Source organism: Streptomyces sp. CNB091 (assembly GCF_000377965.1).
The window spans coordinates 82,306-96,057 of sequence record NZ_KB899008.1; the positions used below are offsets into that span (position 1 = coordinate 82,306).

At 71.0% G+C, this 13,752-nt stretch carries 13 protein-coding genes; 8 read left to right on the forward strand and 5 right to left on the reverse strand.

The features are described from left to right. Nucleotides 1-22: 22 nt before the first annotated feature. Nucleotides 23-1,537: a gamma-aminobutyraldehyde dehydrogenase gene (locus D581_RS0129255; protein WP_018960698.1), complete on the reverse strand. Its 1,515-nt coding sequence runs from the start codon at nt 1,535-1,537 to the stop codon at nt 23-25. Between the two features lie 207 nt (nt 1,538-1,744). Between D581_RS0129255 and ybiA the strand changes: the two genes are divergently transcribed. Continuing rightward, complete coding sequence (gene ybiA, locus D581_RS0129260; protein WP_018960699.1) at nt 1,745-2,302, forward strand: riboflavin biosynthesis intermediates N-glycosidase; 558 nt, start codon at nt 1,745-1,747, stop codon at nt 2,300-2,302. A 242-nt stretch (nt 2,303-2,544) separates the two neighbouring features. Here the strand turns inward: ybiA and D581_RS0129265 are convergent, their stop codons facing one another. Then, on the reverse strand, nt 2,545-3,252 hold the full coding sequence (locus D581_RS0129265) for a DUF4190 domain-containing protein (RefSeq protein WP_078625960.1): 708 nt from the start codon (nt 3,250-3,252) through the stop codon (nt 2,545-2,547). 120 nt (nt 3,253-3,372) lie between these two features. On the opposite strand from D581_RS0129265, the gene D581_RS0129270 reads away from it, so the two are divergent. From D581_RS0129270 to D581_RS0129280, 3 genes are all read left to right on the forward strand, one after another. Continuing rightward, nucleotides 3,373-4,407: an adenosine deaminase gene (locus D581_RS0129270; protein ID WP_018960701.1), complete on the forward strand. Its 1,035-nt coding sequence runs from the start codon at nt 3,373-3,375 to the stop codon at nt 4,405-4,407. A gap of 22 nt (nt 4,408-4,429) precedes the next feature. Continuing rightward, nucleotides 4,430-5,143, forward strand: coding sequence for a glycerophosphodiester phosphodiesterase (locus D581_RS0129275; protein WP_018960702.1), 714 nt, complete (start codon nt 4,430-4,432; stop codon nt 5,141-5,143). An 81-nt stretch (nt 5,144-5,224) separates the two neighbouring features. Further along, nucleotides 5,225-6,022 (forward strand): SAM-dependent methyltransferase, encoded by a 798-nt coding sequence (locus D581_RS0129280; RefSeq protein ID WP_018960703.1) that lies wholly within the window; start codon nt 5,225-5,227, stop codon nt 6,020-6,022. Between the two features lie 192 nt (nt 6,023-6,214). Here the strand turns inward: D581_RS0129280 and D581_RS0129285 are convergent, their stop codons facing one another. Together D581_RS0129285 and D581_RS0129290 are read right to left on the reverse strand one after the other, a co-directional pair. Continuing rightward, nucleotides 6,215-7,378, reverse strand: a complete 1,164-nt coding sequence (locus D581_RS0129285) for a polyamine ABC transporter substrate-binding protein (RefSeq protein ID WP_018960704.1) — start codon at nt 7,376-7,378, stop codon at nt 6,215-6,217. 192 nt (nt 7,379-7,570) lie between these two features. Beyond that, on the reverse strand, nt 7,571-9,010 hold the full coding sequence (locus D581_RS0129290; protein WP_018960705.1) for a gamma-aminobutyraldehyde dehydrogenase: 1,440 nt from the start codon (nt 9,008-9,010) through the stop codon (nt 7,571-7,573). A gap of 177 nt (nt 9,011-9,187) precedes the next feature. Between D581_RS0129290 and D581_RS0129295 the strand changes: the two genes are divergently transcribed. The 4 genes from D581_RS0129295 (at nt 9,188) to D581_RS0129310 (ending at nt 13,140) form a co-directional block, all read left to right on the forward strand. After that, complete coding sequence (locus tag D581_RS0129295) at nt 9,188-9,679, forward strand: Lrp/AsnC family transcriptional regulator (RefSeq protein WP_007452460.1); 492 nt, start codon at nt 9,188-9,190, stop codon at nt 9,677-9,679. Then, on the forward strand, nt 9,664-11,043 hold the full coding sequence (locus D581_RS0129300; protein ID WP_032753246.1) for an aspartate aminotransferase family protein: 1,380 nt from the start codon (nt 9,664-9,666) through the stop codon (nt 11,041-11,043). The genes D581_RS0129295 and D581_RS0129300 overlap by 16 nt, the downstream gene beginning before the upstream one ends. Before the next feature lie 217 nt (nt 11,044-11,260). Continuing rightward, nucleotides 11,261-11,998 carry an ATP-binding cassette domain-containing protein gene (locus tag D581_RS0129305; protein WP_026291016.1) on the forward strand — a complete coding sequence of 246 codons (738 nt, stop codon included), beginning with the start codon at nt 11,261-11,263 and terminating at the stop codon, nt 11,996-11,998. Then, entirely contained in the window at nt 11,980-13,140 is a 1,161-nt protein-coding gene (locus tag D581_RS0129310) for a hypothetical protein (protein WP_018960708.1), read from the forward strand. Before D581_RS0129305 ends, D581_RS0129310 begins: the two co-directional genes overlap by 19 nt. Before the next feature lie 50 nt (nt 13,141-13,190). Here the strand turns inward: D581_RS0129310 and D581_RS0129315 are convergent, their stop codons facing one another. Continuing rightward, nucleotides 13,191-13,646, reverse strand: a complete 456-nt coding sequence (locus tag D581_RS0129315) for an SRPBCC family protein (protein ID WP_018960709.1) — start codon at nt 13,644-13,646, stop codon at nt 13,191-13,193. Nucleotides 13,647-13,752 lie beyond the last annotated feature (106 nt).

A 13,752-nucleotide genomic window follows, 5' to 3' on the forward strand; every position in this document is an offset into this window, starting at 1 on the left:
GGCCCCGGTCGCGCGGCAGCTGCTATCGGTCCCCGAAGATCGTGCGGTGCCAGTCCTTGCGGGCCACCGCGGTGTTGTCGTACATGACGTGCTTGACCTGCGTGTACTCCTCGAAGGAGTACGCCGACATGTCCTTGCCGAAACCGCTGGCCTTGTATCCGCCGTGCGGCATCTCGGACAGGATCGGGATGTGGTCGTTCACCCACACACAGCCCGCCTGGATCTCGCGGGTGGTGCGGTTCGCGCGGTACAGGTCGCGGGTCCAGGCGGAGGCGGCCAGTCCGTACGGGGTGTCGTTGGCGAGGGCGATGCCCTCGTCGTCGGTGTCGAAGGGCAGCACCACGAGGACGGGCCCGAAGATCTCCGACTGGACGATCTCGCTGTCCTGGTCGGCGTCCGCGACGAGGGTGGGCCGGTAGTACGCGCCGTCGGCGAGGTCGCCGCCGGGGGCCTCGCCGCCGGTGACGACCCGGGCGTAGCCGCGGGCCCGCTCGACGAAGGCGGCGACGCGGTCGCGCTGGGCGTGGCTGATCAGGGGGCCCAGGTCGGTGGCGGCGTCGAAGGGGTCGCCGAGCCGGACGGTCTCCATGAGCGCGGCGACGTCCCGGACGAAGGCGTCGTAGAGCGGGCGCTGGACGTAGGCGCGGGTGGCGGCGGTGCAGTCCTGGCCGGTGTTGATGAGGGAGCCGGCGACCGCGCCGTGGACGGCTGCCTCCAGGTCGGCGTCGTCGAAGACCAGGAAGGGGGCCTTGCCGCCGAGCTCCAGGTGGAGGCGCTTGACGGTGGCGGTGGCGATCTCCGCGACCCGTTTGCCGACGGCGGTGGAGCCGGTGAAGGAGGTCATCACGACGTCGGGGTGGCCGACGAGGTGTTCGCCGGCGTCCTTGCCCGCGCCGGTGACGATGTTGATCACGCCGTCGGGGATACCGGCCTCGGTGGCGGCCTGAGCGAACATCAGCGAGGTGAGCGGGGTCAGTTCGGCGGGCTTGAGGACGATGGTGTTGCCCGCGGCGACGGCCGGGAGGACCTTCCAGGCTGCCATCTGGAGGGGGTAGTTCCAGGGGGCGATGGAGCCGACGACGCCGATCGCCTCGCGGCGTACGTAGGAGGTGTGGTCGCCGTCGTACTCGGCGGCGGCCTTGCCCTCCAGATGGCGTGCCGCGCCCGCGAAAAAGGCGGCGTTGTCGACGGTGCCGGGGACGTCGAACTCGGTGGAGAGCTTGATCGGCTTGCCGCACTGGAGGGACTCGGCGTACGCGAAGTCGTCCGCCTGCTCGGCGAGGACCGCGGCGAAGCGGTGCATCGCCTCGGAGCGTTCCCCGGGGGTGGCGCCGGACCAGCCGGGGAAGGCGGCGCGGGCGGCGGCGACGGCCGCGTCCACGTCATCGGCGCCCGCCAGCTCGTAGCGGAGCACGCATCTGCCGGTCGCGGGGTTCACCACCTCGTGGTGATGGCCGGACGTACCGGGGAGCAGCTTGCCGCCGATGTACTGCGCACCTTCCGCGAAGCGGTCCTGAACCTGGAAGCCGTTGCTCATGACGCTCTCCTCCGCCGCTGTACCCGCTGGGCGGGGTCGGCGTAGCTTCTTCGTGAATTGAGTGCCGATCCTGACAGAGGGGTTCAAGCCCAACAAGTGATTCCGTTGTTGCCTTTTGGTTACGCGACGGAATCTGTCGACCATGTGTCGTGTCGGTGCGGAAATCCCCGTACGGAGTGTCAGTGGCGGATGCCACACTCACATGCCATGGGACCGATCGATAAGCTTCTGGCGGACGTGGCGGGGGCCAAGCGGGTGAAGTACCTGCCGTTCTGGGGGCACCGCCCGCGCCCGGACGGCCGGCTGGGGAGCAGCTGCCTCAGCCAGTGGTGGCCGTCGCCGTTCACGGTGGACGGGGTGACCTACGCGAGTGCCGAGCACTGGATGATGGCCGGCAAGGCGCGGCTCTTCGGCGATCCGGAGGCGGAGCGGGCGGCGGTCTCGGCGAAGAGCCCCGCGGCGGCGAAGAAGGCGGGGCGCCTGGTCCGCGGTTTCGACGAGGACGTGTGGATACGGGAGCGGTTCGCCCTGGTGGCGGAGGGCAGCACGCACAAGTTCGGGCAGGACCCGGAGTTGGGCGGCTTCCTCCTGGGCACCGGGAACCGGGTGCTGGTGGAGGCGTCCCCGCTGGACCGGATCTGGGGCATCGGACTCGCGGCGGACGACGAGCGGGTGGAGCGGCCGCAGCAGTGGCGGGGGCTGAATCTGCTGGGCTTCGCGCTGATGGAGGCGCGGGAGAGGCTGCGGGCGGGCGCGGAGGCCTGAGGCGGTTTCCGTACGGGGGGCGACTGGGGCGGTTCCGGTACGCAGATGCCTGGGGCGGTTCCCGTACGCAAGGACCTGGGGCGGGTTCCCGTACGCAGGTGCCTGGGGCGGGTCCCGTACGCAGGTGTCCTGGCGGTTCTCGTACGGGGGCGCGGCGGGTGGCGGCCACCGAAGCCCGGCCGGGCGGGGAGCGGTCCCTGCCCGGCCGAGGTGTACGGCGTTGGCGCCGGCGGTGCCAGGACCTAGCGGCGGTCCTCGACGACCAGCGATGTGGCGAACGGGTCGTCGTAGCTGTCGTTGCTGTCCCTGTCACTGTCGCTGTCGGAGCTCGTCGCGGCCCAGATGGCCAGGCCGAGGAACGCGGCGCCGATGACGATGCCGACGGGGCCGAGGATGACCCCGGCGAGCACCATGCCCCGGTTGGTGGCCTCGCCCCGCTTGGCACGGCCGAGGCCGATGATGCCGAAGATGAGCGCGAGGATGCCGAGGATGATGTTGACGCCGTACATGCAGAAGCCGACGACCGAGATGATGCCGATCACCATCGCGGCCGTGCCCAGTCCGTTGTTGGGCGCGGGGGCCCAGCCGGCCGGACCTGCTCCGTAGGCGCCGTAGCCCGGGTAGCCGCCGTACGGCTGCGGGGGCGGAGCCGGGTAGCCGTAGTGCGCGGCGGGCGGCGGGGCCGCGTGGCCGGGGCCGTTCGGGCCGATCGGCGGCGGCGGTACTTCCGAGGGTGCGGGACCGAAGCCTCCGGCCTGGGGTATCGGCCCGGTGCCGTCCCCCGCGGCCGGTCCGGCGCTCGGCATCGACGTCACGGTCGGCTGGGCGTGGACCGGGGCGGGCGGCGGCGTGGGCGCAGCCGGCTTGCCCAGTTCCACCCTGCTGTCCGGCGGCGCCCACGGATCGCGTGGCGCGGCCCCGCCCCCGGGCTGCTCTGTGTTGTCTGACATGGGCCTCCCCCATCGTGGTCCCGTCATGCTACGGCCAGACCTCAACGCCCCGGACCCCGCCTGCGATGATCGGTGGGGCCGGTACGCCCGGCCGACGTCACGCCGAACGGGAGATTTCCGATGACCGATCCGCATCCCTTCATCGCCGGGCTGCCCAAGGCCGAGCTCCATGTCCACCATGTCGGGTCGGCCTCGCCCCGGATCGTCGCGGAGCTGGCCGCCCGGCATCCGGACTCCAAGGTCCCCACGGACCCGGAGGCGCTGGTCGACTTCTTCACCTTCACTGACTTCGCGCACTTCATCGAGGTCTATCTCTCGGTGGTGGACCTGGTCCGCACCCCCGAGGACGTCCGGCTGCTCACCTTCGAGGTGGCGCGGGACATGGCCCGGCAGAACATCCGGTACGCGGAGCTGACCGTGACGCCGTACAGCTCGACCCGCCGGGGCATCCCCGAGGTCGGGTTCATGGAGGCCATCGAGGACGCGCGCAGGGCGGCCGAGGCCGAGCTGGGCACCGTGCTGCGCTGGTGCTTCGACATTCCGGGCGAGGCCGGTCTCCAGTCGGCCGAGGAGACCGTCCGGCTCGCGGTGGAGCACCGGCCCGAGGGGCTCGTCTCCTTCGGCCTCGGCGGACCGGAGATCGGGGTGGACCGTCCGCAGTTCAAGCCGTACTTCGACCGGGCCATCGCCGCGGGCCTGCACTCGGTGCCGCACGCCGGGGAGACCACCGGGCCGCAGACGGTCTGGGACGCCCTGACCGCGCTGCGCGCCGAGCGCATCGGGCACGGCACCAGCTCCGTCCAGGACCCCCGGCTGCTGGAGCACCTCGCCGAGCACCGCATCGCGCTGGAGGTCTGCCCGACCTCGAACATCGCCACCCGCGCGGTCACGGACATCGAGCTGCACCCGATCCGGGAGATGGTGGCGGCGGGCGTGCTGGTGACCGTCAACAGCGACGACCCGCCGATGTTCGGCACGGACCTCAACAACGAGTACGCGGTGGCCGCCCGGCTGCTGGAGCTCGACGAGCGCGGCATCGCGGAGCTCGCGAAGAACGCCGTGGAGGCCTCGTTCCTCGACCCGGCGGGCAAGCGGAAGTTGGCCGAGGAGATCGACACGTACACGACGAACTGGCTCCGGGCTCCCGGCCGCTGAACCGGTCGTCGACAATGGCCCCATGGCCAACACCGTCACCAACGTCACCGCCGTGGGACATCGCGGCGATCCGTATCTCGCGCGCGAGAACACTCTGCCCTCGATCCGCTCCGCCTTCGAACGGGGGGCGGACGCGGTCGAGATCGATGTTCGGGTGACCCGCGACGGGGTGCCCGTCCTGCTGCACGACGCGACGCTGGAGCGGCTGTGGGGCCACGACCGGAGGCTGGACCGGCTGGACCACGCGGAGCTGAGGGAGCTGACGGGCGGCGGGGTGCCCACGCTCCGCGAGGCGCTGCTCGCCGTCGGGGCGCACCGGGTGATGGTGGACCTGCCCGGCTCCACGGACACCTCGGTGAAGAACATCGTAGGAACGGTCCGGGAGTGCGGGGCCGGCGAGCGGGCGTACTACTGCGCGAGCGCGGACGCGATGCTGCGGGTGCGCGCCGCCGATCCGTCCGCCGAGATCGCCCTGACCTGGACCACGCTTGCCCCGCCGCGTCCGGAGCTGCTGGCCGCGGTGAGGCCGCGCTGGCTGAACTACCGCTTCGGCCTGGTGAGCCGGGAGCTGACGGACCGGGCGCACCGCGACGGGCTGCTCGTCTCCGCGTGGACGGCCGACACGAAGCGCACGATGCGCCGGCTGATCGAGCGGGGCGTCGACTCGATCACCACCAACCGGATCGACACGCTTCATCGGCTGCTGGCCAACTCGCCCGGTCGCGGCGGTTCTTGATCGGTCCGGCATGATGGGAACCCCGCACCGCCCGCCGCCGCTCCGGGGCGCCGGGCCCCTGGCCATCGAGGAGCAGCTGTGATGGACCCCCGACCGCAGGCGGCCACCGCCCGGATACGTTCCGACGTCGCGCACAACGCCCGGGTGTGGAACTACTGGCTGGGCGGCAAGGACAACTACCCGGTGGACCGGGCGGTGGGCGACCGGGTGACCGGGATGTACCCGAGCATCGGTGAAGTGGCGCGCGCGGACCGGGCGTTCCTCGGCCGTGTGGTGCGTCATCTGGCCGGCGACGTGGGCATCGACCAGTTCCTCGACATCGGCACCGGTCTGCCGACCGTGAACAACACCCACGAGATCGCCCAGCACACCGCGCCGCACGCGCGCATCGTCTACGTGGACAACGATCCGATCGTGCTGGCCCACGCCCGGGCCCTGCTGACCAGCTCTCTGGAGGGCGCGACCGAGTACGTCGACGCGGACGCGCACCGCCCCGAACAGATCCTGCGGGCCGCCGAGCCCACCCTGGACCTGGGGCGGCCGGTCGCGGTGATGATGCTCGGCATCCTGAACTTCGTGCTGGACACGGACGAGGCGCGGTCCATCGTGCGGACGCTGATGGCGGCCGTGCCGTCGGGCAGCCACCTGGTGCTGACCCACCCGACGCAGGAGCTGGGCGGCGAGGGCAACGAGGCGGCGATGCGCTTCTGGAACGAGAACGCCACACCGCCCATCACCGCCCGCAGCAGGGAGGAGTTCGCCGGCTTCCTGGACGGTCTGGAGATCCTGGAGCCGGGGATCGTCTCCTGCTCCCGCTGGCGTACGAACCCGCGGGAGCGTGAGGTCGCACAGTTCGGTGTGGTGGCCCGGAAGCCCTGAGCCCGGGTCGTTCCTGGCTCAGGCGCTCGCCGGGACGGGTGCCGGGGCCGTGGTGGCCGCCTGCTCCAGTGCCTCCAGGCGCTTGATCATGCGGCGGACGACCAGCAGCGGGGTGCCGTACAGCGGGAAGGGTTGCTCGCCATCGACGGTGTCGAGCCTTTCGCGGATCCCGGTGATCCACTCCTCGGAGCTTCACAAGCCGACGATGGAGTTCCACTTCTTGGCGAAGTCCATCCGTTCCTCGGAGGTGATGTCGCGGGCGATGGCGAGCCGCTCGCGCATCGCGCCGTCGGGGAAGATCAGCGGATCCTCGGCGAGTGCGGCCGTCTCCGCGTCCTTCGAGGAGGCCAGGACGGACCGGGCGGCGGGCACGGGGCAGACGTAGTTGACCCAGGCGGCGAGTTCGGCGGCGACCTCGGGCTCGTAGTAGTGGTCGATCAGCCGCTCGGCGTTGCGCTTGTGTCGGGCGAGGTTGGGGATCATCAGGGACTCCGCCCACAGTTCGGCGCCCTCCTCGGGGACGACGAACTCGATGTCGGGGTTGTCGGCCTGGAGCTGGATGACGTCGCCGGAGTACGCCTGGCAGGCGAGCACGTCGCCGGTGGCGAGGTCCTTGATGTAGTCGTTGCCGGTGAAGCGGCGGATGTGCTTCGAGCGGACCCGTTTCTCCGTCTGTTCGCAGATCTCGTGGAAGTCGTCGGCCGTCCAGCGGGTGATGTCGACCCCGTTGCCCTGCATGAGCAGCGCGAACGACTCGTCGAGCCCGGAGAGCAGAGTGACCCGGCCCCGGAGGTCGTCGGCCCACAGGTCGCCGGTGGACCTGATCTCACGGCCGAGCTTCTTGCGGTTGTAGGCGATGCCGGTGATCCCGGACTGCCAGGGGACGCTGTGGCGCCGCCCCTCGTCGAAGGCGGGCTCACGCAGCAGCGGGTCGAGGTACTTGGCGACGTTGGGCTGCCTGGCCCGGTCCATCTCCTGGACCCAGCCGAGCCGGACGAAGCGGGCGGCCATCCAGTCGCTGATGACGATCAGGTCCCGGCCGGTCTCCTGGTGGTTCATCAGCGCGGGGCTGATCTTCCCGAAGAACTCGTCGTTGTCGTTGATCTCCTCGGTGTACGTGACGGAGATCCCGGTCCGCCGCGAGAAGGCGTCCAGGGTGGGCCGCTTCGACTCGTTGTCGTCGTCGGTGTCGATGTAGAGCGGCCAGTTGGCGAAGTGCAGGGTGGGGTCGGTGGCGGAGCTGTCGCGGCCGGCCCGGTCGCCGGGCTCGACGTAGGCCGCGGGCACCCCGCAGCCGGCCAGGGTGGCGCCGGCCGCTCCCGCCCCGAGGGCGCGCAGCAGGGAACGGCGGGACATGGGGTTCTTCCTGATCGCTCGCACCCGCGCAGAATGCCGGTCGCCGGTCGCGCGGACAATGGACCAAGCGTCCAGCGGGGCGGGCCCGCCCCGCACACCTTGTACAGCCTGTCCCGCGCACCCTTGCGCGGAGGCGGCGCGTGCACGGCCCCGGACCGAAGCCCGGGGCCGTGCACGGTCGGAGAGGAGCCGTCAGTCCTCGATGGACGTCATGACGTGCTTGATGCGGGTGTAGTCCTCGAAGCCGTACGCGGAGAGGTCCTTGCCGTAGCCGGACTTCTTGAATCCGCCGTGCGGCATCTCGGCGACCAGCGGGATGTGGGTGTTGATCCACACGCAGCCGAAGTCGAGGTTCTTGGACATGCGCATGGCGCGGGAGTGGTTCGTCGTCCACACCGAGGAGGCGAGCGCGTACTCGACGCCGTTGGCGTAGTCGACGGCCTGCTGCTCGTCGGTGAAGGACTGGACGGTGATGACGGGTCCGAAGACCTCGTTCTGGATGATCTCGTCGTCCTGCTTCAGGCCGGAGACGACGGTCGGGGCGTAGAAGTAGCCCTTGTCGCCGACCCGGTGGCCGCCCGCCTCGACCTTGGCGTGGGCGGGGAGCCGCTCGATGAAGCCGCTCACCTGCTTGAGCTGGTTGGCGTTGTTGAGCGGGCCGTACGCCACGTCCTCGTCGTCCGGCTGCCCGGTCTTCGTGTCGGCGGCGGCCTTGGCGAGCGCGGTGACGAACGCGTCGTGGATCGACTCGTGGACCAGGACGCGGGTGGCGGCCGTGCAGTCCTGGCCCGCGTTGAAGAAGCCCGCCTCGGAGACGCCCGCGACGGTCTTGGCGATGTCGGCGTCGTCGAAGACCACGACGGGCGCCTTGCCGCCGAGCTCCAGGTGGACCCGCTTGACGTCCTTGGCCGCGGACTCGGCGACCTGCGTGCCGGCCCGTACCGAACCGGTGATGGACGCCATCGCCGGGGTCGGGTGCTCGACCATGGCCCGGCCGGTGTCCCGGTCGCCGCACAGGACGTTGAAGACGCCCTTGGGCAGGATCTGCCCCATGATCTCGGCCATCAGCACGGTCGACGCCGGGGTGGTGTCGGACGGCTTGATGACGACCGTGTTGCCCGCGGCGAGCGCCGGGGCGAACTTCCAGACGGCCATCATCATCGGGTAGTTCCACGGCGCGACCTGGGCGCAGACGCCGACCGGCTCACGGCGGACGATGGAGGTCAGGCCCTCCATGTACTCGCCGGCCGAGCGGCCTTCGAGGAGTCGTGCGGCCCCCGCGAAGAAGCGGATCTGGTCCACCATCGGCGGGATCTCTTCGGTGCGGGTCAGACCGAGCGGCTTGCCGGTGTTCTCCGACTCGGCGGCGATCAGGTCCTCTGCCCGCTCCTCGAACGCGTCCGCGATCTTCAGCAGGGCCTTCTGGCGCTCGGCGGGCGTGGTGTCGCGCCAGGCGGGGAAGGCCGCCGCGGCGGCCTCCATGGCGGCATCGACGTCGGCCTGACCGGAGAGCGGCGAGGTCGCGTAGACCTCTTCCGTCACCGGGCTGACCACATCGATGGTCCGCCCGTCCGCGGCGTCCCGGAACTCTCCGTTGATGTAGTTGCGCAGACGGCGCACCTCGGTGGTCACAACCACCCCTCCTGTCGGCTGTCCGATGGGTGAGACGTCCACCCTAATCGTTTCGGTGACGCTTTCGACATACCCACTCACCTTGAACTTCGGATTCAGTCAGATCTGGGCACCCAGACAACGAATTTCATCGATCTGGGGTTGCAAGACAGACGAGGAGCGGTGCATGGTGGGTGCGTGGCCAGTCGCAGCGCAGACTCCAGGACCGGGAACGGATCACCGCCAGCGGTCGATGCCGTCTCCCTCGCAATCATCGAGCAGCTCCAGGAGGACGGACGGCGTCCGTACGCCGCGATCGGCAAGGCCGTCGGCCTCTCCGAAGCGGCTGTGCGCCAGCGCGTCCAGAAGCTGCTCGACCAGGGCGTGATGCAGATCGTCGCCGTCACGGACCCGCTCACCGTGGGGTTCCGGCGCCAGGCGATGGTCGGCATCAACGTCGAGGGCGACCTCGACCCGGTGGCCGAGGCCCTGTCGGCCATGGCCGAGTGCGAGTACGTGGTGATGACCGCGGGCTCCTTCGACCTGATGGTGGAGATCGTCTGCGAGGACGACGACCACCTGCTGGAGATGATCAACAAACGCATCCGGACCCTTCCCGGAGTGCGCTCCACCGAGAGCTTCGTCTACCTCAAGCTCAAGAAGCAGACCTATATGTGGGGAACCCGATAGCCGTGAGCAAGGACCTCAGCCGAACCGCGTACGACCACCTGTGGATGCACTTCACCCGCATGTCGGACTACGAGAACGCGCCCGTTCCCACCATCGTGCGTGGCGAGGGAACGTATATCTTCGACGACAAGGGCAAGCGCTACCTGGACGGTCTCTCCGGCCTGTTCGTGGTCAACGCCGGTCACGGTCGTCACGAGCTCGCCGAGACGGCGTACAAGCAGGCCCAGGAGCTCGCCTTCTTCCCGGTGTGGTCCTACGCCCACCCCAAGGCCGTCGAGCTGGCCGAGCGGCTCGCCGACTACGCCCCGGGCGACCTCAACAAGGTCTTCTTCACCACCGGTGGCGGCGAGGCCGTCGAGACCGCCTGGAAGCTGGCCAAGCAGTACTTCAAGCTCCAGGGCAAGCCGACCAAGTACAAGGTCATCTCGCGTGCCGTCGCCTATCACGGCACCCCGCAGGGCGCGCTGTCCATCACCGGCCTCCCGGCCCTGAAGGCCCCCTTCGAGCCGCTGGTCCCCGGCGCGCACAAGGTGCCGAACACCAACATCTACCGCGCCCCGCTCTTCGGCGACGATCCGGTGGCCTTCGGCCGCTGGGCCGCCGACCAGATCGAGCAGGAGATCCTCTTCGAGGGCCCCGAGACCGTCGCGGCCGTCTTCCTGGAGCCCGTGCAGAACGCGGGCGGCTGCTTTCCGCCGCCGCCCGGCTACTTCCAGCGGGTCCGCGAGATCTGCGACAAGTACGACGTGCTGCTCGTCTCCGACGAGGTCATCTGCGCCTTCGGCCGGCTCGGCACCATCTTCGCGTGCGACAAGTTCGGCTACGTGCCGGACATGATCACCTGCGCGAAGGGCATGACCTCGGGCTACTCCCCGATCGGCGCCTGCATCGTCTCGGACCGGATCGCGGAGCCGTTCTACGAGGGCGGCAACACCTTCCTGCACGGCTACACCTTCGGCGGCCACCCGGTCTCCGCCGCGGTGGGCATCGCCAACCTCGACATCTTCGAGCGCGAGAACCTCACCCAGCACGTCCTCGACAACGAGAACGCCTTCCTGACGACGCTGCAGAAGCTCCACGACCTGCCGATCGTCGGCGACGTCCGCGGCAACGGGTTCTTCTACGGCATCGAGCTGGTGAAGGACAAGGCCACCAAGGAGACGTTCACCGACGAGGAGACCGAGCGCGTCCTGTACGGCTTCCTCTCCAAGGCGCTGTACGACAACGGCCTGTACTGCCGGGCCGACGACCGCGGCGACCCGGTCATCCAGCTCGCCCCGCCGCTGATCTCCGACCAGTCGACGTTCGACGAGATCGAGGGCATCCTGCGGGCCGTGCTCACGGAGGCCTGGACGAAGCTCTGACCGACGCCAGGTCCTGCGGCTGATCGCCCACCGGCGGTCATTTCATACGGTTCTCCGGCCCGGATACGCCCCTTCGAGTGACAAGGGGCGTATCCGGGCCGCGTGCCGTGCGCCCACACCGGTCCGACTATCTACGGTGCCGAGTGACCGATCGGCCGCGTCTTCGTTCCCCCGTACGGGGGAATCGGGAAATCTGACCTGAACCGAGGTGTACGCCATGGTGGCCCCGCCGGACAACGACGTGATCTGGGCGCGTTCCCTGCACCACTCCCACAACGGATCGCCCGGTCTCGGCGGTGTCTCCCTCGGTGTCCGGGACGCCGAGATCCTCGCTGTGACCGGGCCGCGCGGCAGCGGGAAGACCACGCTGCTGCACTGTCTCTCCGGCCGGCTGGTGCCCCAGCAGGGCGAGGTGTGGTTCAACAGCGTCCCCGTCCACACCATGGCCCCCCGGGTCCGCGAACAGCTGCGCCGGGAGCGCTTCGGCTGGATCGCCTCCGATCCGGAGCTGGTCCCGGAGCTGACCCTCTGGGAGAACACCGCGCTGCCCCTGCTGCTGCGCGGCGTCTCGCACCGGGCCGCCCGGAAGACCGCCACCGAATGGCTGGAGCGCCTGGACATCGCCGCCTTCGCGAAGAAGCGGCCGCACGCGCTCCTCCAGGCGCAGCGCCAGCGGGTCTCGGTGGCCCGCGCCCTCTGCGGCGCACCGACCGTGGTCTTCGCCGACGAGCCCACCGCGACCCTCCACCGCGCGGAGCGCGCCCAGGTGCTGCGCACCCTCACCACGGCGGCCCGCTCGCACGGCATCACCGTCGTGCTGGCCACGCACGACGCCGAGGTCGCCGCGCTCGCCGACCGGGCCGTCCCGTTGCTGGACGGCCGGTGTGTCGCCACCGGTACCGTGGCCGCGAAACCGGAAGCGGAGGGCCGCGCGGCGTGCTCGCTCTCCGTCTAGCCCGCGGGTCCCATCCCCTCGTCCTGGTCCGGCGGCTGCTGGTGGCCGCCGCCTCGGCCGGCGTCGGGTTCCTCCTCCTGTGCGCCCTCGGGTACGCCGCCGCGCACCCGGCGTCCGCCGGTTCGGTGCTGCGGCTGCTGTGGTGCTTCGTCCCGCTGGCCGCCACCGTGCAGTTCGCCGTGGCGGTGGCCCGGACCGACCCGAGCACCCGGCCCCGGCCGGGCCTCTCCTCCGTGGGCCTCGGCCCGGTCAGGCTGTCCGCGCTGGCCGCGGTATCCACCGCCGTCTCCACCACGCTCGGCTCGATGGTGGCCCTGCTCTTCTTCCTGCATCTGCGTGGCGATCTCACCGGGATGCCGTTCGACGGGGGCGCCGCGGAGTTCCTCGGCGCGGGCAGCCCGCTGCCACTGGCCGCCGCGCTGATGCTGCTGGCGCTCGTACCGGTGGCCGCGTCGACGGCGAGCGCGCTGGCCCTGCGGTCCCGGCCCGACCCGGCCCGGGACACCTTCGGCTCCGAGGAGCTGCCGGAGCCCGCACCGGCCCCGGCCGGGCTCCCCTGGGGCGTGGCGCTGACGGCCGCCGGACTCGCGGTCGAGGCGATCGCGTCACGGGGTGCCGCGGGGAGCGCGTTCCCGCTGCCCGGACGGTACGACTCCACCCCGGTGGCGGTACTGATCGGGTGGACGCTCACGGCGGTCGGCCTGGCGATGGCGGGGCCGAGCCTGACCTATCTGTGCGGGCGGGCGCTGCAGGCCGTGCGCCCCGGTGCCGTACGGCTGCTGGCGGGGCGGGTCCTGATGGACGAGGCGCGCCGGATCGGCCGCCCGCTCGGGGTCGTCTGCGCGGTGCTGTCCGCGGCGATCGCCGCTTCGGCGCTGTACGGGGGCGACGAGCGCCCGTACGGCCCGCTCACCGCGCTCGGCGCGGTACTGGTCCTCGGCTGTACGGCGGCGACGCTGCTGACCTCGGCCCTGGAGGCCAAGCACGCCCGCGCCCACACGGTCGAGGCGCTGCTCAGGATGGGCGCTCCGGCCGCCGTGCTGCGCCGGGCGACGGCGCTGCGGGCGGGCGCGCTGCTGGCCCTGTTCGCCCCGCTGACGTGGGTGATCGCGCAGTTGGCGGCGCTTCCGCTGACGAAGTGAACCGTCGGCGGCTCCCTCCCGGAGGTCCGGGGACGGGAGCCCCGGCCGGCTCAGGGATGGGTGGCGAGGCGGGCGGCCAGGGCGTCGAAGAAGGCCTCCCAGCCGTCCTCCGCCGCCGCGTACTGCTCGGGGGTGAGGTTGCCGCCGCGCTGCTGGAAGGCCAGCTCGGTGGTCCCGTCGCCGAGGTCGCTGAAGGTGACGGTGACGATCTCGCCCTCGGCGTCCTCGGGCGCCGAGGCGTCTTTCAGCGTGAGGACGAGACCGTCGGGCTCGCTCACCTCGCGGTAGATCCCGTGGAAGGGCATCTCCACGCCCGGCATCACGATGACCAGGCTCCACGCGCCGCCGGGCCGTACGTCCATCGCCACCCGGTCCAGGGGGACGTCCGCCTCTCCCCCGTACCAGGCGGCGAAGTCCTCCGGTGAGGTCCAGGCGGCGAAGACGCGCTGCTGAGGGGCGTGCAGGACGCGGGTGAGGTCGATGCCCTCGCGGGTGCCACCGGTCATGATCACGGTCCTTGTCCGATCCGGCCGTCCCGCGCCGCCGGAACGCCGGGCGCGGGCTGTCCGCCTCCAGCTTGCCCGGCCCGCCGCCCCTCTGCCACGCCGGTCA